Consider the following 22,270-nt stretch of genomic DNA (forward strand, 5'->3'; position numbering starts at 1 on the left):
ACTAAAGATAATGCAAAGACAGCGATAAAACCGGTGATTTATCAAAGTTCTTTAGGAAGCTTTTTTCTATAAAACCCTTTGCCATGTCGTAGGATTTTTTATGAATTTTTGCCTCAATTTCCTTATTTATTTTATCTTTTTTAAATGATGACAGCACTTCTGAATTAATCACTTTTTCAAGTTTTTTAACAATTTCATCAAGCTTTTTAAATGTTGAATTTTCATCATCAAGCAGCCCGATTATATCAAATTTCGCACTTGTAATAGACATTTTCGCCTTATTTACAACAAAACTCATTGATAAAACTCCGCTTTCTTTAATTTTGCGTCTTTGTGATATTGCACGCGAGGAAGGGGGAAGTAAAAATCTGCCATCAACACAGAGATAATCGGCTTTCACTGCTCCAACTTTTTTAACATCATCTTTTTCAATCAACAAAACATCACCATCTCGCAAAAATATAGATTTTTCCGCAAGTTTTTCATCATGTGCCATTTTACAGTGTTCACGAAGATTAACAGATTCACCATGAACTGGAATTGCAAATTTTGGCTTTGCGATTGTATAAATTTGACGAAGTTCATCTTTTTTTGGATGCCCAGAGACATGCACAAAATGCTCTCTTTCCGTTATAACCTCTATGTTTTTATCGGCAAGGCGGTTAAGTGTTGAAAGGATTTTCTTTTCATTTCCAGGTATTATTTTTGACGAGAAAATTACTGTGTCGTTACTGTGTAGCTTTACTATTGGATGGGAATTATTTGAAACTTTTGCAATTGTTGCAAGTGGCTCACCTTGGCAGCCAGTGCAAATCATAACAACTTCGCCTTTTGGATAAGTCATAGCTTCTTTTGCATCTAAAAAGTCATAGCCTTGTAGGTAGCCATTATTTTGGGCAATTGATGTGATTTTATGAAGCGATAAACCCGATATTCCAACAACACGACCAAGCTTTCTTGCAACCTTTGCTATTGTCTCAATTCTTGCAACATTTGATGCAAAAGTTGTAATTACAATCATGCCTTTTTTAGTTTTCATAAGGCTATATAGGCTTGCCTCAAGTTCCCCTTCGCTATTGGAGTGACCTTCAGATAGCACATTTGTTGAATCGCAAACAAGTGCCGTTACACCATTTTCGCATAATTTTCTCATTTTTACGAAGTCTGAAGTCTCACCAATTACCGGGTCTGGATCAAATTTCCAGTCTCCGGTATGGAAAACCGATATATCGCCAGCTTTTATAAGCATGCCGTGCATTTCTGGAATTGAATGTGTTAAAAATATAGGCTCTATATCAAAATTTCCTATTTTTATCAAGCTATTTTTTATCTCTTTAAATTTCACTTCGCCTGGGTCAATTCTTCTATCTTTTAGCCTCAAATTTACGAAGTCTAAAGCAAATTTTGTACCATAAACAGGGCATTTTAATTCTTTTATATAGTGAGATAAAGCACCAACGTGGTCTTCATGAACATGTGTTAAAATTATAGCGGAAATCTTAATTTTATTTACTCTTATAAAGTTAATATCGGGAATTATAATATCAACTCCCGGTACTATTCTCTCTTGACCAAAAGACGCACCGCAATCTATCATAATCCATGTATTTTTATAGCAATAAAGGGTCATATTTTTACCTATTTCGCCGCATCCACCAAGTGGAAGCATTAAAACGCCCTCGTGTTTTGCAGATATTGAAAATTTTGACATAAAAAAGCTTATTTCACAAAAAGCATAGAAATATTTTTCGTAAAGTCAATTTATTTATTTGACTTTTAGTAAAATCATATTATAAAGATATATGGAATATCTATTAGATATATGAATGAAAAAGGTAATCTTGCAAAATTTATTGATGTTGGAAATATACTTGAAAAGCGTAGAACAGAGGTTGGTTTTACTGTAGAGCAAATTGCTAAAAAACTGAAACTAGGTGAGAATATAATAAGGGCTATAGAGTCTGGAGAGGTTGAAGAAATAATGCAAAAAATATATTATCAAGGACTGGTGTGTCAATATGCGAAAATCATAGGATTAAAAGAAGAGAAGATAATGCAGTATATATCGCAAGACATTGAAAATATTAACAACCAGCATTCGCAAAAGATTTTAAATCTTAGATATAAAAGCTATATAAAGGTTAGTAAAATTTCATTAAAATTGTTTTACTCAATTGGTGCTGCTATTATTATAGTTATCATAATTAATAGCATGATTAAAAAAAATAAAGTTAATACAAATGAGGTAATTAAGTCAGATTTCTCAATATAAATTTTTAGTTAAAAAAATGAAAAAAGCACTATCAAAATTTGCATGCTCTTGCTCACTTACCAGTATAAACTGCCCAATTTTTAAGTTCTTTTTAATTGGCTATATATTTTTTTCAATTTCGCATACAAAACAAATAGAGAGAAAATTAGATAAATTATCTGCGAATAACAGGGTAATTTTAGCAAATATAACCGATATTTCAAAACTAAAACCAGCAACAGGAATTACTCGTGAAATTCAGATTTATCACCTTAATCTGCTTGCAAAATTAGATAAAATTTTAAAGGCAAATAACCTTTCCTACTGGGCAGATTGGGGCACTTTAATAGGAGCGGTACGCCATAAAGGATTTATCCCGTGGGACGACGATATAGACCTTGGAATGATGCGTAAAGACTACGAAATTTTGCGTAGTAAAATAAAAGAGCTTAAAACTGATGAGATTTCATTTCATGTAACAGATATAATACATGTAAGAGACGAGAAAAACGATATAGAAATTGATATTTTTCCTTACGACTTTGCAAATAAAGAGCATTTTGAAAAGCAAATGAAAGAGAGGGTAAATTTTGTGAAATACTGGCGCAAGATAGCACTTACTAAAACTATGAGCGCAAAATGGGCAAGTGAAATTGCAAAAAAATACGAAACGCAAGATTCAGATTTAATAATAGGTGGCATTGAATATCCGCACGAAGAAACTGCGATAAAAACCTACGCAAAATCAACAATCTTCCCATTAAAATACGCACAATTTGAGAATATTCAAATACCAGTTCCAAATAATAGCGATGTGTATTTAAAAACGAAATTTGGTAATTACATGTCACTTCCTTCAGATTTTGGCTGTGGAATGCATTCTAGTGGTTGTTAATTTATTATTTCAACAACTTTCGCTCTTGAAGAAAGCCCTGATTTAATAGTAATATTTGACTTTGGAGTATTAAAATGCTTCGATAAAATCTCAATTAATTCACGATTTGCCTTTCCATCTTCTGGAACGGAAATAACTCTAACCTCGTAGACTTCATTTCCAAAAATATCTTTCAAAATCTCTAAATTTTGCTTTTTTGAACAAGGGAAAATCTTTACATTTATCTTCATAAAATTGCAACTTTCGTAATTTCTATATAATAAAAATTACTATTCAAGATTTTTTATTTGCTTTTTATAAATTTTGTCATAGAAGTTTAAAAAATGTGTTTGTTATGTCAAGCGAAGTTATACAGTCACTAATTAAAAAGCGTGAAGCTGCTCAAATGGGTGGTGGGCAAAAGAGAATCGATAAACAGCATGAGCAAAATAAACTCACTGCAAGAGAAAGAATTGATGTCTTACTTGACAAAGGCTCCTTTGAGGAAAGAGGGCTTTATGTTGAGCATAGATCGACAAATTTTGGTCTTGATAAAAGCAAAGTTCCGGGAGATGGAGTAGTTGTTGGATATGGCACGATTTACGGAAGACCAGTATTTGTATATAGTCAAGATTTTACAGTACTTGGTGGATCACTTAGTGAGACAAATGCAAAAAAAATCTGCATGATACAAGATTTGGCAATTCAAAATGGAATACCTTTAATAGGAATTAATGACTCAGGTGGGGCAAGAATACAAGAAGGCGTGCTTTCGCTTTCCGGATATGGTGAAATTTTTCAAAGAAACATTACTGCATCTGGCGTTATACCGCAAATTTCTGTTATAATGGGGCCATGTGCCGGCGGCGCTGTTTACTCCCCTGCCCTCACTGATTTTACATTCATGGTTAAAGACACATCTTATATGTTTGTAACAGGGCCGGATGTTGTAAAAACCGTAACTTACGAGGACATAAGCAAAGAAGACCTTGGCGGTGCAAGCGTTCATGGCAAGAAAACAGGCGTTGCAGATTTCGTTTTCCCAGATGATATAACAACACTGCTTAATGTTCGCAAATTATTTACATACCTTCCACTTTCAAATAAAGAAGATAGCTTGCCGTTTACGCAAAGTGATGATAAATGCGATAGAATGGACTATTCTTTAGATACCCTAGTGCCTGCAAATTCAAACATGCCATACGACATGAAGGAGTTAATTCTACGCTTCGTTGATAATCAAGATTTCATGGAAATTCAATCAGAGCATGCAAAAAATATAATAGTTGGCTTTGGAAGATTAATGGGCAAGACAGTTGGGATTGTTGCAAATCAACCAAAAGAATTATCTGGATGCCTTGATATAAATTCATCACGAAAAGCAGCAAGATTTGTGCGTTTTTGCGATGCTTTTAATATTCCTCTTGTAACATTCGTTGACGTACCAGGGTTCCTGCCAGGTCGCGATCAAGAGCATAATGGCATAATTAAACATGGTGCAAAATTACTTTATGCTTACGGCGAGGCTACAGTTCCGAAAATCACGGTTGTAACGCGAAAAGCATATGGCGGAGCGTATATTGTTATGAATTCTAAACACCTTCGTGGAGATGTAAATTACGCTTGGGCGAACGCTGAAATTGCCGTTATGGGTCCTAAAGGTGCTGTTGAAATACTCTTTAAAGACGAAGCAGGTGACAAAGAAAAGCTTGCTATTCGTGAAAAAGAGTATAAAGAAGAGATAACCAACCCGATAGTTGCTGCAACTTATGGCTTTATAGACGAAATAATCCGCCCGCATAACACAAGATGGCGCGTTTACCGATCTCTTGAATTGCTACAAAATAAGAAAGTCAACTTGCCGTGGAAAAAGCACGATAATTTGCCGCTTTAATTAAACTATTGCAAGCTTGATTATTCAACTTTATATAGTCCAATCCTACATCAATCTTTTCTCTATAGTTACTTTCATATTGCAATACATATTTCATCTCTTAATCTTCTTCAGAAGTTTAAATATAGGATTATTATATAAAAACTTTACAAGAAAATGCTTGATTTTTTATTTTTTGTCATCATAGTGTAAAAAATATATTTCTAGATATGGAAAAAATAACAACAAGAGAAGCAATTAGAGACGGAATTGCACTTGAAATGAGAAGGGATAAAAATGTTTTTATAATGGGTGAAGAGGTTGCCGAATATCAAGGTGCCTATAAAGTCACTCAAGGTTTATTACAGGAATTTGGAAGTAAAAGAGTAATAGATACGCCAATTACAGAGCATGGATTTGCAGGTATTGGAGTTGGCGCAGCATTTGCCGGTCTTCGCCCAATAGTTGAGTTTATGACTTTTAACTTTGCAATGCAGGCGATAGATCAAATTATAAACTCTGCCGCTAAAACACATTATATGTCTGGCGGACAGGTTCGTTGCCCTATAGTATTTCGTGGCCCAAATGGCTCTGCATCAAGAGTTGGCGCGCAACACTCACAATGTTTTGCTTCTTGGTATGGACATTGCCCAGGGCTAAAAGTTGTTTCACCATACAGCGCAAAAGATGCAAAAGCCTTGATTATTGCTGCTATTCGTGATGAAAATCCTGTTATCGTTTTAGAACATGAACTTCTTTATGGAGACTCGTGGGATATAACTCCTGATTTTGATGAAGAAATTCAAATTGGTAAGGCGAAAATTGCAAAAAGTGGAAGTGATGTAACTATAGTTGCATTTTCATACGCTATGAGATTTGCCCTTCAGGCTGCTGAAATTTTACAAAATGAACATGGAATTAATGCAGAGGTAATAGATTTACTTTCAATTCGCCCACTTGATATTGACACCATTATTTCATCTGTTAAAAAAACAAATAGACTAGTTTGCGTTGAAGAAGGCTGGCCTTTTGCCGGAATTTCAAGCGAAATTGCCTTCCAAGTAAATGAGCTTGCGTTTGATTATCTTGACGCACCAATAAAGCGTGTGACGGCTGAAGATGTTCCGCTTCCGTATGCTGCAAATCTTGAAAAACTTGCCCTTCCAAGCGCGCAGAAGATTATAGATCAGGTTTTATCTGTTTGCTATGCGTCGTAGAGTGATAAACTTCCTAAAATTACTCAAGTTTTACTTATTAATATTCTTTACAATGCTATTAATATGGTATTTAATGTCATCTGAGTATTCTTTTGGATTTTTAATTTTCGCAATAATAGCTTCTTGGTCAACAATATTAATATGCACAAGTTTTGATTTAATTAAGATTAACAGAGACATAAAATATAAACATATCAAGCATATATTCCTATATTATGTATGGGTTGTAAAAAGCGTTTTTCTTGCATCAATTGATGTAGTGCGTCGTATATGGAGTGTAAGCGGTAGTTCAAATAGTGGTTTTTGCACTATAAGAATACCAAAAACTACAACAATTGGAATGGTTGCCTTTGCAAACTCGGTAACCCTTACACCTGGAACAATAAGTGTATATCTTGATGGAGAAACATTAATAGTTCATACCCTTGACACAAGCCTTGAAAAAGTTTTAGTAAAAGACAGCGTTGTTATGATAAGAAGAGTTAATAAATTAATAGGATATAAAGCCAATGATTAGATTTGCAATATTTTTTACATCAATTTGCTTCATTATTTTGCTTTTCACTCTTGTGAGTAATTCAAAAAATATGATAATAAAAATTGTCTTGTCAAATGCATCGACTACATTAATTGCCGGCATTATAGTTTTATTTGGAACTCTTTACGACTACCCTGAATATATCGATATAGCGGTAATATATGCCCTACTCGGCTTTGCAATATCGACTGTTTTGTTATTTTTTGTTACATCTGGAAAGGAAAAAAAGAGTCATTAGAAAATTATTTTTTCAATTTCTCCTTTAACACCTCGTAGTCTATGTCTTCAAAATTCAACATTTCTTGCGATAGTCTGGAATTATTAGCTTCTTCTTTTTGAGGTTTGTCATCTTTAGTTGGAAAGCTTACAAAGTCTAGGAATAAGTCTAGATTTTCCTCTTTATTATTATTTAATTGCATGTTCTGATTTAGACTAATTGGCTCATCAGATAAAGTTTTACTTGATTTTTCTGTTTTAAAATCATCTTCATCTTGCATTTTAAGGAAAAATTCCTCAAATTCATCCCTATCTTCATTTCGAGATTCAATATCTTGTATATCAAAATTATCAGATGCAACATCATTATTTACAATTTCGTTGTTTCTTGATATATCGATATTTACTCTTTCATCAAAGTCTTTTATCAATGGGGCTGCAAGTACAATATCGCTATACATTTTTTGTAAATAGTTTTCATCATGCTCCTGCTGCATTATTAAATCTACTGCTTGTTTTTTAAAGTCATCGGTTTTATCGCGGATTTTCGTAATTGTTGTCATAATTTTTGCAACATTTTCTTGCAAATCTTTTGGGCGAAGAAAAACCAGGGCAATAATTGCAACAACTGCTATTTCACCAAAAGATATTCCTATCATACAATAAATTTACCAAATTTAATCGATGTTTTTGCTTGACTATAAAACTGCTCAAGATGCTTTATTTTTGCGATATTTTCAAATAAAGACGCAAGTGATTTCTCATACCCTGATTTTGAAATCTCACCTTTATGAAACTCAGATATTAAGAACAATATAAAGGTTGCAATTGCATCTTCTTCACAGTAGTTTCTAATTTCTGCAATTTTTCCATCTTTAAATAGTGTAAAAACCTCGCTGCCATCTGTGTTTATCTTAGCTGGAATGTCAAATAGGCTGCATACTTCGGCCATTTTTAGTCCTCCGCTTGGCGGTTTATAAAAGTCAATTAAATCAAGATTATACCTGTCGCCCCATTTATCGCTATAGGTTTTTTCAGATCTATATTGCGAAATTTGCTCTTCTTTATAAAACCAATCAAAGGCAATATCGTAAAACATTGCACGGTATTTTAGAACTGGAATATCAAAAGTTTTGCCGTTAAATGTTACAAACCTTGGTGTATTTTTCCCGCAATATTTTGAAAAACCCAAGATTAATTCCTCTTCAGTAGATTTTTCATCGCCAGCACTTTTAATATTTAGGGTTTTATACCATTTTTCATCTTTTGTATCGGTAATTTCCGCCTCAACATAGCTAAGGCACGCAAGCTGCCAAAATGGCTGACGAAGAAACTGATTTCCATTTGCAATTTTTTCATGATACTCAACTATAAGGCGATAAACCTCATCATTTGTTGTTTTTTCATCAAGACATAAAAGGCGTTTTGCGGCATGCAAATCCGGCACTGTTTCTATATCAAAAGCGAATATTTTGCCTTTATTTAGCATGTAAAAAGTAGCACTTTACACAAAGTAATTGAAGTATTTTTAAATTCAAGTATTTTTTCTACCCAAAAGAAGATTTTATGCACAAGATTGCAATTTTTTTAAATTGACTTTTATTTTAAAATAATAAATTTCTATCTTAGCTTAAAATGAAAATGTGAAGGTAAGTTACATAAAAAGTGCAAATTTATACAAAGATATTGAAAGTATAAAAACTAAGGGTGAGGTTTGCTTTTTTGGAAGATCCAATGTCGGGAAGTCAAGTTTAATCAATTCGCTTTTTGGGAAAGTCGCTTTTACATCAAAAAAACCAGGTAAAACCGTCAGTCTTAACTTCTACCAATACGAAAAATGCACAATTACAGACTCTCCCGGTTATGGTTTTGCGGGAAAATCTAGCCAAATGTCAATAGATTGGGAGGCTTTAGTTTCCCAGTACCTTGAAAACAGAGAAGGGTTAAAAATGTGCTATCTTTTAATAGACAGCAGGCGAAATATTATGGAAATTGATATTGAAATGATGCTTTTTTTTGAGGAATTTAGCGTACCTTATACTGTAATTTACACAAAAATTGACAAATTAAGCGACAGTGAAAAAGAGACTTTAGCGCAAAACGGGCAAAAGGTTTTAAAGACTGTAAAGTTAAATAATTTAGTCATTCCAGAAAAGGGATTTATTCAGACTTCATCTGATAAAAGGATCGGGATTTCAAAATTACTTGGCGAGATTAAGGAAATATTATTAAGCTAGGGTAGTAAGTTTATAATTGTTTTTATAAAGAAATTTTATTTTTAAGCTATACAATTCGCTACTTGTCATCAATAACCTTATTTAAATCAATCTTACCAGTATCATGCCCATTTTTTTGCATACAAGCCGAAATAGCCTCATATTTAATAGTTTTATTTTCAACTATACAATGAGTTAAATCTTTTCTAAAAGCACTAGATTGCATAATTAAAGAAAAAGATTTTTTTGCATAATCTCTGCCATCTGATGTTAGCATATATCCGTTTAATTGATATAAGGAAAATACTATGGAAATAAAGAAAAACAAATTCCCAAAAACAGATGATATTAGTGTTGTAAGAAGTATAGTTGATGTAATAATAAAATTATTTTTATTTTTTGCACCCATGTGAAAATATGAAATACGAAATTATTTTATATATAAAAATATAAAAGTAAATAGAAAAATGGAAATAAAATTTATAGTGGAAGACACAATGCTTCCACTAGTCAAGTTAATTATAGCACAGAAAGAGCGTTAATTACAGCTGCAATTTTTACACTATGCTGAATTTGCTCAGAAGTAACATTATGGGTTTTTAGTGTTTTTTCATGAGAATCTATGCACATTCCACAGCCATTAATACTTGAAACCGCAAGGCTTGCAAGCTCAAAGTCAACTTTCTCAATTCCATGACTTGCAATTGCGTTCATACGAAGTCCTGCTGGGATTTTTGAATACTCTTGATTTTGGCAAAGATGTAAAAACCTGTAGTAGACATTATTCATGCTCATTACTGCTGCTGCGGATTTTGCTGCATTTATTTGCATTTCTGACAACTTTGGTGAAAAATGTTCCAAGATTAAAGACTCAAGATTTTTATTTTTTACCGCAATTGCACATGAAATAGCACATATTGCAACTTGAACATCTGACAAAATAGAGCTTTCTGAAAGTAAAAGTGATTTTGCATTAAGCTTAATATCTTTTGCAAAGTCTGGTATATTGTCTATAAAATTTTCTAACATAAATAAATAAAAAAACTCATTGCATATGCAACTTATATTTTATATACAAAAGGCATTATATAAGTCAAATATATTGTCATTATGTTTAATATAATTTTTGCTTATTGTATTTTGGCACACAAGATTAAAAATAAAGTTTATTTTGCTAAGCTTTTAATTACTAAATCAAGCATCAAGATTTTATAATTTCCTTTTTCGCAGTTATGAAAAGCATGTTTTTGTGGTATAAATTTCGGTCAAGCAAACAAAAATACAAAATGCAGTTTTCTCTAGAATCAATGTTATAATATGTTTTACTAAATTGCAGAATCTAAGGAGACAGCTACAAATAAAGTGGATGATTTTATTACAAGAAATAGAAACAAAGAAGCTTTTTCCAAACAACTAAATCACCCAGCACTACAGCCGCCTATTTTACCAGATTGCGCATTTCCGGCAGGAAGAACATTAAGTGGGATTTTAATGAATTTTGGTAAAATTCCAGCTCTTAAATTTACCTGCAAAGATGGCAGGATTAACTGCGGAACTGGCAAATTTACCTGTAATTTATTCATTTTTGCAACATAATCTTGCTTTTTGGTCTGCGAATTAATGGAAACATTAGTCGCTTTTTCCTTGCCAATTGTTGATAAAATCACTGGATCGCTGTCTTTTTGAGGATATTCATGACCAACGAAGACAAGTGTCTCATCTGGCAGTTTATATAATTTTTGTATAGAGTCAAAAAGCTGCGCCGAACTTCCGCCCGGAAAATCTGTTCTTGCCGTTCCAACGAGTGGCGAAAATATTGTATCACCTGTAAAAATCGCTTTTTTTCCGACGTAATATGTGACGCAGGCTGGCGTGTGACCTGGGGTATAGATTACTTGTACAGGTAGTTCGCCAATTGAAAACTCCTGACCATCGTCAAACAAAACATCAAATTGCGACCCGTCTAGCTTTATTTCTTTATCATCAAAAATGGGCGCCCAATACTCAAGAACTTTAAGAATATTCCTGCCAATTCCAACTTTACCGCCAAGTTTTGAAGCGATGTAGTGCGATGCGGTTAGGTGATCTGCGTGAACATGGGTTTCAAGTATCCACTTTAGCTTTAAGTCATTTACTGTAATGAATTTTATGACTTTATCTGCAAGCTCTGTATAGGTTGCGCCGCTGTTTTGATCGTAATCTAAAACCGAGTCAATTACAGCACACTCGCGAGTTTTTTTATCACTTACAACAAATGTTGCAGTTTTGGTTCGCTTTCCATCAAAAAATACCTCTACATTCATAAAAATATCAGAAAATTAGCGACATTTACCACCACAGCATACAGATGATGTATTGTCATCATCAATATCATCACAGGCAGAATTTTTATCACAAGTTTTAGCGTCATCACAGCATTGAGAAGGTGATTGCTTGCCATTTTTGCAACAACCTGATGATTTACTATCAATTTTGCAACAACCAGATGAAATCTTTTGTGATTTATTTTTTATTGCCATGAAAATTAATTTAAAAATCACAATAATTCCAAATATATGGAGTGCTCTTGGGAAATAAACAGCAATAACTGAGAATATCAACCAAAATTGAAAGCATGGAATATGACTTTTACAGCTTTTAGCACCTGTCTTACAGCACGATCCAGTTTCTTTACAGCATCCAGATTTTACTGCATCACTCTTGCAACATTGTGATTTTTCATCACAGCAACCACCTTTATTGCCTTCTTTACAGCAAGAAGAGCCAAAAGCTTCATGATGACTTGCAGATTTGCAGCAGTCGGATTTTCTCTCACCACCCTTGCAGCAAGAAGATTTATTTGACAATTCTACTTTTTCATAATTTGAATCTTTACAGCATCCTGTTTTTTCTTCAATTTTCTTCGATGAGCACTCAGATTTCACGCCAGCACTGCATCCACTACTATCGCTACAGCCCACTTTACTATCTGAAGATTTGCCACCGCCAGAGCTACATCCACCACCAGCACTGCAACCGCCAACTGGGGCTGATCCATATTCGCCATTTTCCATTGCGTGCCATGCTAAAATTCCGCCTTCTACATTGTATACTTCAAGATTTGCGTCTTCTTCAAGGAGTTTTTTACAAGCTTCAAGACTGCGAACTCCGCCTTTACAATGCAAGGCAATAGGCTTATTATCTTTATTATGCGCGCGAACTTCAGCAAGATTAATTGTTCCAAGTGGCATTAAAATTGAACCAGGAATAGACGATGCTGCATTCTCACTTGGCTCGCGAACATCTATTAAAAAAATCGATCCATTTTTAAGCTTTTTTTTCAAGTCTTGTACTTCAAGAAGGTGTATCATATCTATAACAAATTAACATAAAGACATATTAGGCAAGACTTATGTAAAAGTCAAGAACTTTTTAAATATTCAATTCATTATATTTTGTGGGAAATTAAATATTGTATAAAGTAAGAAATACTTTAGTTAGAAAATCAAAAGGAAGGAACTTAGAATATTGATAGTTACCTTCAAAGCTTACATAAACATGCCGCCATTAACATGAATTGTAGTTCCTGTTATGTAAGATGCGTTATTTGATGCCAAAAATAGTGCTGCGTAGGCTATGTCTTCCGGTTTTCCCTGAGATCCAACCGGAATTTTTGATAAAATTGCTTGTTTTGCAGCATCTGGAATTGCGTCAGTCATTGCAGTTTCTATAAAACCTGGAGCTATGCAGTTAAAAGTCACGCCTCGTGTTGCAAATTCAACAGCCATTGTCTTTGTCATTCCCGCAAGACCAGCTTTTGATGCAACATAATTTGCCTGCCCCATGTTACCAGTAAAACCAACTATTGATGCTATGTTTATGACTCTTCCAAAGCGATTTTTCATCATTATTTTTCCAGCTTCACGGTTTAAAATGAAGTTCGATGTTAGGTTTATGTCGATAACTTCTTGGAAATCTTCTGTTTTCATTCTCATTGCAAGTCCATCTTTTGTAAGACCGGCATTACATATTATAACATCAAGCCCACCCATTTTTTCATTTGCGTTTTTGCAAAGATTTTCAACTTCGTCTTTGTTTTTCATGTTGACGATTAGGGAAAAAAGTCTCGATTTGTCCTCGTATTTTTCAAATAATTTCTCTATTTTTTCACTTGATGTGCTAGTTGCAAGAACGCGCGCACCACATTTATAAAATGCGTCAAAAATTGCACCGCCTATACCGCCAGTTGCGCCAGTAATTACGACGTTTTTTCCTGCGAAATCAAGATAATTCATAAAAGAATTAGTCTGTAAAAAGTATTAACCTTGTTTAGCTTTAAATCTTGGATTTGTTTTGCATATAACAACAACTTTTTTACCTCTTCTAACGAGTTGGCAACCTTTTCTAGTTTTTACAGATTTTAAAGATGATTTAACTTTCATAGACTTAAGTGATGTTAATTTAGGCTAAAAATATATTTTTTATTGTCAAGATAAATTTTTATCCTTAAAACAAAGATACGGCTAAGATTTCATATCTTCATTGTCAGCAATATTATCTTGATTCCAAAAAAATTCCGGTATTCCAGCTATTCTTGCGATTTCCTTTAAAATAGATTGCTTAGCTGTGCCTTTTTCAAGAAGATATGTGAACTCTAAAGTGCCATGAATGTTAATGTTTGCTTTAAAATGATAGTTTGTTATTCCAGAAATTTTTCCTTCAAGCTCGGTAATTTGATATATATGGCTTGAGCAAAGGACTCTTGTTTTGGCGTATTTATGCAAATGGACAAGAACCTTAGTTGATATTTCAAGACCATCCTCAAAAGATGCGCCTCTTCCAAGTTCATCTATTAAACAAAGGGAATTGTCATCAGCGTGATATATCATATCTGCAATTTCTTCAAGTTCCACATAAAAAGTTGATTTACCATCTTCCATAGCATCAAAGCCGCCAATTCGTGATATAATAGCACTTAGTTTACCAATCTTCATCTCTGAGCATGGAACATAGCAGCCAATTTGAGACATAAAACAAATTAGCCCAACTTGCTTTAAATACAAACTTTTGCCTGACATATTTGTGCCAGTTATTATAAAAGTTCTATTTTTTTTATCTGAAATGTAGTCATTTTCAACAACTTTTGTATCTGAAAACAAAGATTTATAAATTGGATGATAGCCATTTTTAATATAGATTTCATCATTTTCAATAATTTGTGGCCGTACCCAATTATTTTCTTTTGAGCAAAAAGACAGGCTATAAAGCGTGTCTATAACGCCAATAAAATTTGATATCTTTTTAATCAAAACAATATTGTCTCTTATAATATCGGATATTGCTTTTATTTTATCCAAAGGTATATCATAATCTTGAAATTCAATATTATCTGAATATGGAATAATTGATGAAATTTCTTGGAAAATTTGCTTACCATATGATGATGCTATATTTATCTCGGAAATAAATAGCCTTTCTAAAAGCAAAACATTAATTAACTCAACTGAGTGGTATATACTTTGAATAAACTTTATAAAGTCGTTTTTATTTGGAGTTTTATTAATCAGTCTAAAAATCAATCTATCAAAATCATAAATATTTCTTAGATTTTGAGCAATATCATTCATCAAATCCTCTTTTCTTATTAAATATTCAATAATATCAAGTCTTTCATTTATATTAATTTGCTTTGGCTGTGTTAGTATCGATTTTAACATTCTTGCCCCCATTGGCGTTAATGTTTTGTTTAAAAGATAAAATAATGTATTATTATTTCTTATTTTATCACTTGCAATATTTAGATTTAATATTGTTGAAGTTGGAATATAAATTTGATTATGATTATATCTTTTTTCTATTGAATTAATAGAGAATTTAACATCAGGGTTAATATTTTCAATATAACATAGAACTTGCCAGAAAAGCATTTTCTCGCTATGGGTTAAATTTTGAACACCATTGATATTTTGTATACAATCATTTTCACAAATCATTGAGTTTGAAATTCTTATAACATTAATACCAAATATATCTATATTTACAGGGAAGTCATCTTTAATCAAAACCTCTTTTGCTTCGTATAGAAATAATTTTTTCATTAAGCTATCTCTATTTGGAAGGCAATATTCTATAAAAGACTCGCCAACTGAAATATCTATAAATAAAATCGCAGCATTTTTATTTAGCATGCCAATAGATGCGATATATGAAGAATTTTGAGAATATGAAAACTCTTCTTGCAAGTGCGATATTGAAGGGGTTACTATATCTGATACAAATCTTTCTCTTTTTTGCTTAACTTTACCACTAATCTCCTTTTCGTTTACAATTACTATTGAAAAACCATTTTCAAGCAATCTTCTAACATATTCACTTTGCGCACCAACAGGAAAGCCGCACATAGGAAACATTTGCCCACGATATTTCTTCGAAGTCTCTTTAAGATTTAGTATTGGCGCTATTTTTATAGCATCATTTCCGATTATTTCATAAAATGCACCTATTTTAAACAGGACAATTTTATCCATGTTAGCCCTTTTTACCTCGTTATATTGAGAAATTATATCAAGCTCCTTTTCTGACACTTGTAATATATAAAATAATTGACATTACGGCAGCCGGCGTGACCCCTGAAATTTGCGATGCGGCAAAAATTGTTTGCGGACTAAATCTTTCAAGTTTTTCAATCACTTCATTTGAAAGTGCCTTTATCTCTCTATAGTTTATATCTTGTGGGATCTTCATTTCGCCACTTTTTGCAAGGCTTTCTATTTCCTCTTTTTGTCTTTGTATGTAAAAATGATATTTCTGGTCAACATTTACGGCAAATTTAGCGTTTTCTGTAAAGCTATCGACTTGTGGTAAAATCTTTGCTATATCCTTTATCAAAATATCTTTATTGCGAAGTAACTCAAGGCAATTTCTTTTAACCCCGTCTTGAGAGACATTAATGCCATATTGCAAAAGATCTACAGGAGTGCAAACTTTGGAGGAAAGCAAATCTTCAAGCGCGCGAATCTGTGAAATCCTCTCATTAAAAAACGCCTTTCTATCATTTGACGCAAGCCCTTTTTCGATTGCAATTTGCGTAAGCCTTAAATCGGCATTATCATTCCTTATATTTAGGCGATTTTCAGCTCTGGATGTAAACATTCTATATGGTTCGCCGCTTACGCCAAGATTTGTTAAATCGTCAATCATAACGCCAATAAATGAGTTATGACGAGACATTTGAAGTTCACAAGCTGGTAGTTTGCATTCATCTTTATCGCCTTCATGTTCCAAATTTTGTGACAGTATTTCCTCATTAAGAGAGCTTTTATTGCAATTTTCTGCCCCAATATTAAATGCATTTTCATTTGCAAAACGATTGTCAATTGCATTCTCTTTTGCGTCAAGAGCGAAAAATGCTGCGTTACTTCCTGCAACAAGACCCTGACCTGCCGCCTCTTCATATCCTGTAGTACCATTAATCTGCCCAGCTGTAAAAAGACCGTCAATTCCTTTAAATGCAAGAGTTTTTGTAAGCTTGCGTGCATCGATGTAATCATATTCAATAGCATAACCAAAGCGTGCAATTTTGCAGTTTTCAAGCCCTTGTATAGTCCTTATAAATGCCTCTTGAACATCAATTGGCATAGCAGTTGATATTCCATTTGGATACACTAAATTGCTATCAAGCCCTTCTGGCTCTAGGAAAATTTGGTGTCTATCTCTGTGCGAAAAGCGACGGATTTTATCTTCAATTGACGGGCAGTAACGAGGGCCACGAGATGAAATTTGCCCATTGTGCATAGGAGATCTGCTCTCAGCATGTGCAATTATTTCATGTGTTTTATCATTAGTATATGTAATATGACATACAACCTGCTCTTGGGTTATTTTATCTGTTAAATAGGAAAAAGGCATTGGATTTTCATCACTTTCTTGAAATTCAAGCAAGCTATAATCTATTGAATCGCGAAAAATCCTAGCTGGCGTACCGGTTTTAAGCCTTCCAAGTGAAATTCCAATAGACCTTAGCGAATTTGAAAGCTCTACACTTGGCGGCTCATCAATTCTGCCATTTTGACTCGTCAACTCGCCTTGATGAATAACGCCTGATAAAAATGTTCCAGTTGTTAAAACAATAGATTTACACGAGATTTTCTCATTATTATTAATTTCAATATTGCTAATTTTTCCACCATTTAATTCAACTTTTGTCGCTAGTGCCTCAATAATTTCAAGATTTTTATAAGACGAAAGCGTTTCGTGTGCTGCTTTTTTATAAAGCTTTCTATCTGCTTGCGCGCGCAAACCCCAAACAGCAGGACCCTTGCTTGCGTTTAAAATCTTAGTATGAATGCTTGCTTTATCGATAAATCTACCCATAACGCCATCCATTGCGTCAATTTCGCGAACTATTGTTCCCTTGCCAATTCCACCTATTGCAGGATTACACGAAAGCTCTCCAAGATTGTCAAATTTCATAGTTATCAAGGCCGTTTTTGCTCCAAGACGTGCAGATGCACAAGCAGCTTCTATTCCGCTATGCCCACCACCAATGACAATTACATCAAATTTTTTCATTTAAACATTGTATTTGGCTTAAGATAAAAACAAGTTTATAAAAGTCAATAATTGGAATTTTAATAAAAATATCTTGAATAAAAAAAATATTATGTTATACTGATGGGATATTTTTATTTTGTATGCCAAATGAAAGGGAGAAGAAAAGAAAGAAGAGGGAGTATAATAAAAAATATTATAACAATAATAAGCATTTAGTAAAAAAGAGTATAACTAACGAAAGACGAGAAAAATGCAAAGAATATGTTGCAAAATACAATGAAAAGAAAAGATCGCAAAATAAAAAGAAGTTTTTAGCAAAAAAAGCACAATATCAGGCTTTGTATAGATTAAGAAAAAAGAATTTATATTTACAAAATCAAATATATTCAAGTCCAATGAATGAAGTAAATTCTGAAATATCTAATAAATCTTGCCCTGAAATATCATCAGAAAATTTCTTAAATAGAAAATCAAAAAAGATTAATAAGCATGACATCGATTACATTTGGCAATAAAATTCTTGTATTATAATTTTCTTGTTGTTTAATTAGAGGAATTTATAAATATTATGAAATACTTACTTACAAATAGAAAAATAATACAAATTACCGGAGACGATATTCTTGGCTTTTTGCAAGGACTTATAACAAATGATGTAAAACTACTTGAAAAGCAAAACGGATTTTATAGTGCAATGCTTACTCCAAATGGGCGATTTTTATACGATTTTTTCGTCATATCAAAAAATAATGAGATTTTCATCGATATTGCAGATATTTTTGCAGATTCATTTATACAAACGCTTACAAAATACAAATTACGCAGAAAAATAGATTTTATCAAAACTAGCTTTAATGTTATATCAAGCCCTGAAAAATCAGATTTTTCATTTCAAGACAATCGTTTTAAAAGCGAAATTTATCGAAATATAGGAAATTACGAAGGAAGAGAGCAAAATGATGAATACAATAGCTTTTTAATTCAAAACCTTATTGTTGATGGGCGTTTTATTCCACAGGAAAAGGGCATTATTTTGGAATATGATTTTGAAAAACTAAATGGCGTGAGTTTTGAAAAAGGGTGCTATCTTGGGCAAGAGCTTATTCAAAGAACAAAGCGAATTGGGCAAATTAGAAAGAAAATCGCCATGGTAAAGCACAGCGATAATCTTGATTTCATTACATCTGATGGAAGTTTTGCGATTGTTTTTGAGAAAGACGATCGACTTGGCTAACGTTATTTTTCATTTCATTTGCAATCTTTTCTGATTTGCATTGCTTTTATGATATATATTACCATTCCTTGGATATTGTTTGTGAGAAAATTGATTTTGATGGCAATTAGATGATTCATTTCTTTCATTATTCTCAATTTTAACCTTTTTATACAATACATCTTCGCTATATTTTTGCTTCCCCATGATCAATTTATTAACAAAATATTTTGCAATTTAATTTTTTGAGTTTATGATTATATTAATGGCATTGCTAATCTAAAATAGATAACTGACCATTTCATTTTAGCATCAGTAGTTTGATCGAATATTCGAGTATTTTGATACATTTTGAGTGGCATTTGAATTTCCTCCTCATTCTTGCTAAGAAGTTACGAAGCAGAGAGTTGCAACCTTCAATCGTGAAAGTTTCAGATTTAGTTTGTATATGTTTTTCATTTGGAATTAAGCCGTTATAAGATCTCCAATAATCAGTTATGAAATAATTGATTATTTTATGAATAGTGATTTTGCAAAATATACAATCCCAATATAATTACCTATATAATAAACCCACCACCAAGAACGCGTGTTTCATCATAAAAAACGCATGCCTGACCTGATGTTATTGCGCGGGTTGGCGTTTTAAGCTTAACCAGCATTTTGTCGTCTAAAATGCGAAAAACTTTTGCTTTCACCTCCGGCTTTAAAGCCCTTACAATAACACTGCACTCAAACTCACTCATGCTAGCATGCTCTTTTGAAAGGAAATTAAGCCCTGAAATTTCAAATTCACTTGAATATAAAAGCTCTTCTTTGCCTATGTAGACTATGTTTTTTGCAATATCTGTTTTAATTACATACAGGGGTGCGTCAAATCCACCAACCCCAATTCCACGCCTTTGACCTTGAGTAAAAAACGCAGCACCATTATGCTTTCCAACGACTTCTCCAGTCTCAAGCATCACTATATCGCCATCTTTTTCAAAAGATGGATCGTTTTTCACTAAAAATTTTCCATAATCGCCATCTGGGATGAAGCAAATATCTTGGCTTTCCGGCTTTTGACTAATTTTAACACCAAGGCTTTCTGCTATCTTTCTTGTTTCATCTTTAGTAAAATCGCCCAGTGGAAATAATGTTTTTTCAAGTTGTTCATATTTTGTTCCAAACAGAAAATAGCTCTGATCTTTTGGTAAGTATTTTGCCTTGTGCATCTGAACTTGACCGTCTATATCTACTCTTTTTACATAATGCCCTGTTGCTATATAGTCAATTCCAAGATCGCATGCAACTTTTAACATATCACGAAATTTCACGGTTTGATTGCATTTTACGCATGGAATTGGCGTTTTTCCAGTTTTATAGCTTTGAATGAAGTCGTCAATTACATCTTGTTTAAAAGTTGATTCATAGTTAATGACATAATGCGGAATGCCAAGATTGCTGCATACAGTTTTTGCATCATATATGTCTTTAGAGCCGCAACATGTTTTGCTTTTACCAATAATTTGCTCTTGTTTGTAAAGTTGCAGTGTTACGCCTATTACATTCCAGCCCTCGGAGTGCAAAATAGCCGCAACGGTAGAGCTGTCAACCCCGCCAGACATTCCAACCATAACACTTTTCATTTTCCAAAGCAATTTGAAAAAATCTAAACACTTTTAAATAAAAGTAAATAAAAAATTTAATACTATTGTATAAATTTAAAAACCTCTATTCTAAGATTGCAATTTTAACATCTCTTATCGGTACAATTTGCATTAATTTTTCTTTAATATTTTCAAGCTTTTCTTGTGGAAGATTTGCTTTTATTGCAATTGACGATATTGTTTTTTCTTCATTTAATGGCTCTGCATGTATAGTTTCAATGGAATATCCTCGTGCAGCGAATAAATTGCACACTTTAACCAATACGCCTTCATCATTATCTGCTGTCATGTAAACTTCAACTTTTTGCATAATTTTAAGCTTTTAAATAAAGTTAATTGAAAGAAAAATAAAAATCAAGAATTTATGGGAAATTATTTAATAAATGTTCCACGTGGAACAAATCTTATATTTTCTCTGTAATTACTTGATATTATAGACGATATAATAAAATTTCCAGTTGTTTATTTAGATTCTAAAGCTACATTTTTAGCCTTTTGTGCATCACTCACTTTTTTCATTTCTGTTAAGATATATTCTGCAAGATTATCTGTAAAAGTGCTTGATGTATTTGATAAAATTACAATAAAGGCATTAACATCTTTGTTATATAGGAATATATTTGATGCACCATTAATGTACCCCCTGTGAAACATACATTCTATACCGCCAATTTTTCCAAATCTCATACCATAGCTATATTGTATAGGTGTTTTTACATTATTGCTAACAACATATCCCGTTTCTTGATATTTATTCCACAAGGATTCATTTGTAGTGATGTATTTTATCCATTGTTCAAAATCGTTGATTGATATTTGAATTCCAAAGTCACCAGTAGTTAGATAATTTGTTTTATTTTTCAATATTTTGAAATGTGGCCATTCTCCATATGAAATTGATTCATTAGGTAATTTTTGTCTATCCTTTGTATGTATGAAAGAGTGCATATTGAGACTTTTAAAAAAATTATTCATATAATCTGCGTATGTCATTTGAGAAACATTTTCAATAATCATTGACAATAAAACATAATTTGTATTACTGTAATTAAAAACTGTATTTATTTCTTTTTTCGCAACACCATATTCTTTGACATATTCTATCACATCTTTATTTTCTATTTGTATATCGGAATTTACTTTTCCATTTAAATTTAATCTCTTATCATTTAAATAATCTGGAACGCCGCTTGTATGAAATATTAGATTTTTTACTGTTATATTATTTGGAATGAAAGTGAAATCTTTTGGAAGATAGTTTCGTGCTGGCTTTGTTGTGTCAATTTTGCCATCTTTTTCAAGATTTAATATTGCGGCAGCTGTAAACATTTTTGCAAGAGAGCCAGATTCAAATATAGTATCGCTATTGATTTTCTCTTTATTTTGTATATTAGCAAGACCGTATCCATTTTTCAATACAACATTGCCATCTTTTATAACAAGAACTGCAACACCTGGAGCTTTAGTTATAAAGTCATTTAAGTCTTTAAATTCATATTTTTGAATTTGAACTTCATTATTTTTCGTTGCTGCTTGTTTATTATCATCAGAATTAAAGAAGCTAAAGCCACAAATTACAAATATGGCAAATATATATCTAAGTTTCATAATAGAAAAATTTTTCCACTTTATAGTAGATAAAAAATAAAAGTCAATGAATTTAGCAATAGTTGTTTATTGTAAATGAT

At 32.6% G+C, this 22,270-nt stretch carries 25 protein-coding genes; 9 read left to right on the top strand and 16 right to left on the bottom strand.

Translation table 11 applies throughout. From position 1 onward, the window contains the following. Position 1: 1 nt before the first annotated feature. Positions 2–1,711, bottom strand: coding sequence for a ribonuclease J (locus tag deia_RS04850; protein ID WP_146821120.1), 1,710 nt, complete (start codon positions 1,709–1,711; stop codon positions 2–4). Positions 1,712–1,822: 111 nt separating this feature from the next. Between deia_RS04850 and deia_RS04855 the strand changes: the two genes are divergently transcribed. Further along, positions 1,823–2,272, top strand: coding sequence for a helix-turn-helix domain-containing protein (locus deia_RS04855; RefSeq protein WP_146821122.1), 450 nt, complete (start codon positions 1,823–1,825; stop codon positions 2,270–2,272). A 16-nt stretch (positions 2,273–2,288) separates the two neighbouring features. Continuing rightward, positions 2,289–3,146, top strand: coding sequence for a LicD family protein (locus deia_RS04860; RefSeq protein ID WP_146821124.1), 858 nt, complete (start codon positions 2,289–2,291; stop codon positions 3,144–3,146). Here deia_RS04860 and deia_RS04865 read toward each other — a convergent pair. Further along, entirely contained in the window at positions 3,143–3,376 is a 234-nt protein-coding gene (locus tag deia_RS04865; RefSeq protein ID WP_146821126.1) for a DUF167 domain-containing protein, read from the bottom strand. The genes deia_RS04860 and deia_RS04865 overlap by 4 nt on opposite strands. Before the next feature lie 104 nt (positions 3,377–3,480). Between deia_RS04865 and deia_RS04870 the strand changes: the two genes are divergently transcribed. The 4 genes from deia_RS04870 to deia_RS04885 all read left to right on the top strand — a co-directional run bounded on the left by deia_RS04870 (position 3,481) and on the right by deia_RS04885 (position 6,991). Then, positions 3,481–5,019: an acyl-CoA carboxylase subunit beta gene (locus tag deia_RS04870; RefSeq protein ID WP_146821128.1), complete on the top strand. Its 1,539-nt coding sequence runs from the start codon at positions 3,481–3,483 to the stop codon at positions 5,017–5,019. Positions 5,020–5,228: 209 nt separating this feature from the next. Next, complete coding sequence (locus deia_RS04875; protein WP_146821130.1) at positions 5,229–6,215, top strand: pyruvate dehydrogenase complex E1 component subunit beta; 987 nt, start codon at positions 5,229–5,231, stop codon at positions 6,213–6,215. 52 nt (positions 6,216–6,267) lie between these two features. Further along, positions 6,268–6,732: a Na+/H+ antiporter subunit E gene (locus deia_RS04880; RefSeq protein ID WP_161982873.1), complete on the top strand. Its 465-nt coding sequence runs from the start codon at positions 6,268–6,270 to the stop codon at positions 6,730–6,732. 70 nt (positions 6,733–6,802) lie between these two features. Continuing rightward, positions 6,803–6,991 (top strand): monovalent cation/H+ antiporter complex subunit F, encoded by a 189-nt coding sequence (locus deia_RS04885; protein WP_161982874.1) that lies wholly within the window; start codon positions 6,803–6,805, stop codon positions 6,989–6,991. Between the two features lie 4 nt (positions 6,992–6,995). Here deia_RS04885 and deia_RS04890 read toward each other — a convergent pair whose 3' ends face one another. Together deia_RS04890 and deia_RS04895 are read right to left on the bottom strand one after the other, a co-directional pair. Next, complete coding sequence (locus deia_RS04890) at positions 6,996–7,628, bottom strand: Sec-independent protein translocase family protein (RefSeq protein WP_146821136.1); 633 nt, start codon at positions 7,626–7,628, stop codon at positions 6,996–6,998. After that, positions 7,625–8,458 carry a 3'-5' exonuclease gene (locus deia_RS04895; protein WP_146821138.1) on the bottom strand — a complete coding sequence of 278 codons (834 nt, stop codon included), beginning with the start codon at positions 8,456–8,458 and terminating at the stop codon, positions 7,625–7,627. The genes deia_RS04890 and deia_RS04895 overlap by 4 nt, the downstream gene beginning before the upstream one ends. A gap of 154 nt (positions 8,459–8,612) precedes the next feature. Here deia_RS04895 and yihA point away from each other — a divergent pair, with 154 nt between their 5' ends. Continuing rightward, complete coding sequence (yihA, locus tag deia_RS04900) at positions 8,613–9,206, top strand: ribosome biogenesis GTP-binding protein YihA/YsxC (protein ID WP_146821140.1); 594 nt, start codon at positions 8,613–8,615, stop codon at positions 9,204–9,206. 58 nt (positions 9,207–9,264) lie between these two features. On the opposite strand, the gene deia_RS04905 is transcribed toward yihA, so the two are convergent. The 8 genes from deia_RS04905 to mnmG form a co-directional block, all read right to left on the bottom strand. Further along, a complete protein-coding gene (locus deia_RS04905; protein ID WP_146821142.1) occupies positions 9,265–9,594 on the bottom strand; it encodes a hypothetical protein in 330 nt (109 codons plus the stop codon). A gap of 110 nt (positions 9,595–9,704) precedes the next feature. After that, a complete protein-coding gene (locus tag deia_RS04910) occupies positions 9,705–10,214 on the bottom strand; it encodes a carboxymuconolactone decarboxylase family protein (protein ID WP_146821144.1) in 510 nt (169 codons plus the stop codon). Positions 10,215–10,603: 389 nt separating this feature from the next. Continuing rightward, positions 10,604–11,488 (bottom strand): MBL fold metallo-hydrolase, encoded by an 885-nt coding sequence (locus deia_RS04915; RefSeq protein WP_146821146.1) that lies wholly within the window; start codon positions 11,486–11,488, stop codon positions 10,604–10,606. Positions 11,489–11,503: 15 nt separating this feature from the next. Next, positions 11,504–12,535, bottom strand: coding sequence for a rhodanese-like domain-containing protein (locus deia_RS04920; protein ID WP_146821148.1), 1,032 nt, complete (start codon positions 12,533–12,535; stop codon positions 11,504–11,506). 177 nt (positions 12,536–12,712) lie between these two features. Further along, a complete protein-coding gene (gene fabG / locus deia_RS04925) occupies positions 12,713–13,459 on the bottom strand; it encodes a 3-oxoacyl-ACP reductase FabG (RefSeq protein WP_146821150.1) in 747 nt (248 codons plus the stop codon). A gap of 24 nt (positions 13,460–13,483) precedes the next feature. Then, the gene (gene rpmJ / locus deia_RS04930) at positions 13,484–13,606 is read right to left on the bottom strand and encodes a 50S ribosomal protein L36 (RefSeq protein ID WP_146821152.1); all 123 of its coding nucleotides are present in this window, start codon (positions 13,604–13,606) and stop codon (positions 13,484–13,486) included. A gap of 81 nt (positions 13,607–13,687) precedes the next feature. Then, positions 13,688–15,748, bottom strand: coding sequence for a MutS-related protein (locus tag deia_RS04935; protein WP_146821154.1), 2,061 nt, complete (start codon positions 15,746–15,748; stop codon positions 13,688–13,690). After that, positions 15,729–17,735, bottom strand: a complete 2,007-nt coding sequence (gene mnmG, locus deia_RS05950; RefSeq protein WP_146821156.1) for a tRNA uridine-5-carboxymethylaminomethyl(34) synthesis enzyme MnmG — start codon at positions 17,733–17,735, stop codon at positions 15,729–15,731. The genes deia_RS04935 and mnmG overlap by 20 nt, the downstream gene beginning before the upstream one ends. Positions 17,736–17,857: 122 nt before the next feature. Between mnmG and deia_RS04945 the strand changes: the two genes are divergently transcribed. Together deia_RS04945 and ygfZ are read left to right on the top strand one after the other, a co-directional pair. Next, positions 17,858–18,232 (top strand): hypothetical protein, encoded by a 375-nt coding sequence (locus tag deia_RS04945; RefSeq protein WP_146821158.1) that lies wholly within the window; start codon positions 17,858–17,860, stop codon positions 18,230–18,232. Positions 18,233–18,285: 53 nt separating this feature from the next. Further along, the gene (gene ygfZ, locus deia_RS04950) at positions 18,286–18,951 is read left to right on the top strand and encodes a CAF17-like 4Fe-4S cluster assembly/insertion protein YgfZ (protein ID WP_146821160.1); all 666 of its coding nucleotides are present in this window, start codon (positions 18,286–18,288) and stop codon (positions 18,949–18,951) included. Positions 18,952–19,231: 280 nt separating this feature from the next. Here ygfZ and deia_RS06010 read toward each other — a convergent pair whose 3' ends face one another. From deia_RS06010 to deia_RS04970, 4 genes are all read right to left on the bottom strand, one after another. Further along, positions 19,232–19,471 (bottom strand): IS1 family transposase, encoded by a 240-nt coding sequence (locus deia_RS06010; protein ID WP_146821512.1) that lies wholly within the window; start codon positions 19,469–19,471, stop codon positions 19,232–19,234. A gap of 19 nt (positions 19,472–19,490) precedes the next feature. Beyond that, positions 19,491–20,561 carry a tRNA 2-thiouridine(34) synthase MnmA gene (mnmA, locus tag deia_RS04960; protein ID WP_146821162.1) on the bottom strand — a complete coding sequence of 357 codons (1,071 nt, stop codon included), beginning with the start codon at positions 20,559–20,561 and terminating at the stop codon, positions 19,491–19,493. 85 nt (positions 20,562–20,646) lie between these two features. Then, positions 20,647–20,892 (bottom strand): ACT domain-containing protein, encoded by a 246-nt coding sequence (locus deia_RS04965; RefSeq protein WP_146821164.1) that lies wholly within the window; start codon positions 20,890–20,892, stop codon positions 20,647–20,649. A gap of 152 nt (positions 20,893–21,044) precedes the next feature. Further along, positions 21,045–22,190, bottom strand: coding sequence for a serine hydrolase domain-containing protein (locus deia_RS04970; RefSeq protein ID WP_146821166.1), 1,146 nt, complete (start codon positions 22,188–22,190; stop codon positions 21,045–21,047). Between the last annotated feature and the right edge of the window lie 80 nt (positions 22,191–22,270).

The organism is Candidatus Deianiraea vastatrix, from assembly GCF_007993655.1.
GTDB lineage: Bacteria > Pseudomonadota > Alphaproteobacteria > Rickettsiales > Deianiraeaceae > Deianiraea > Deianiraea vastatrix.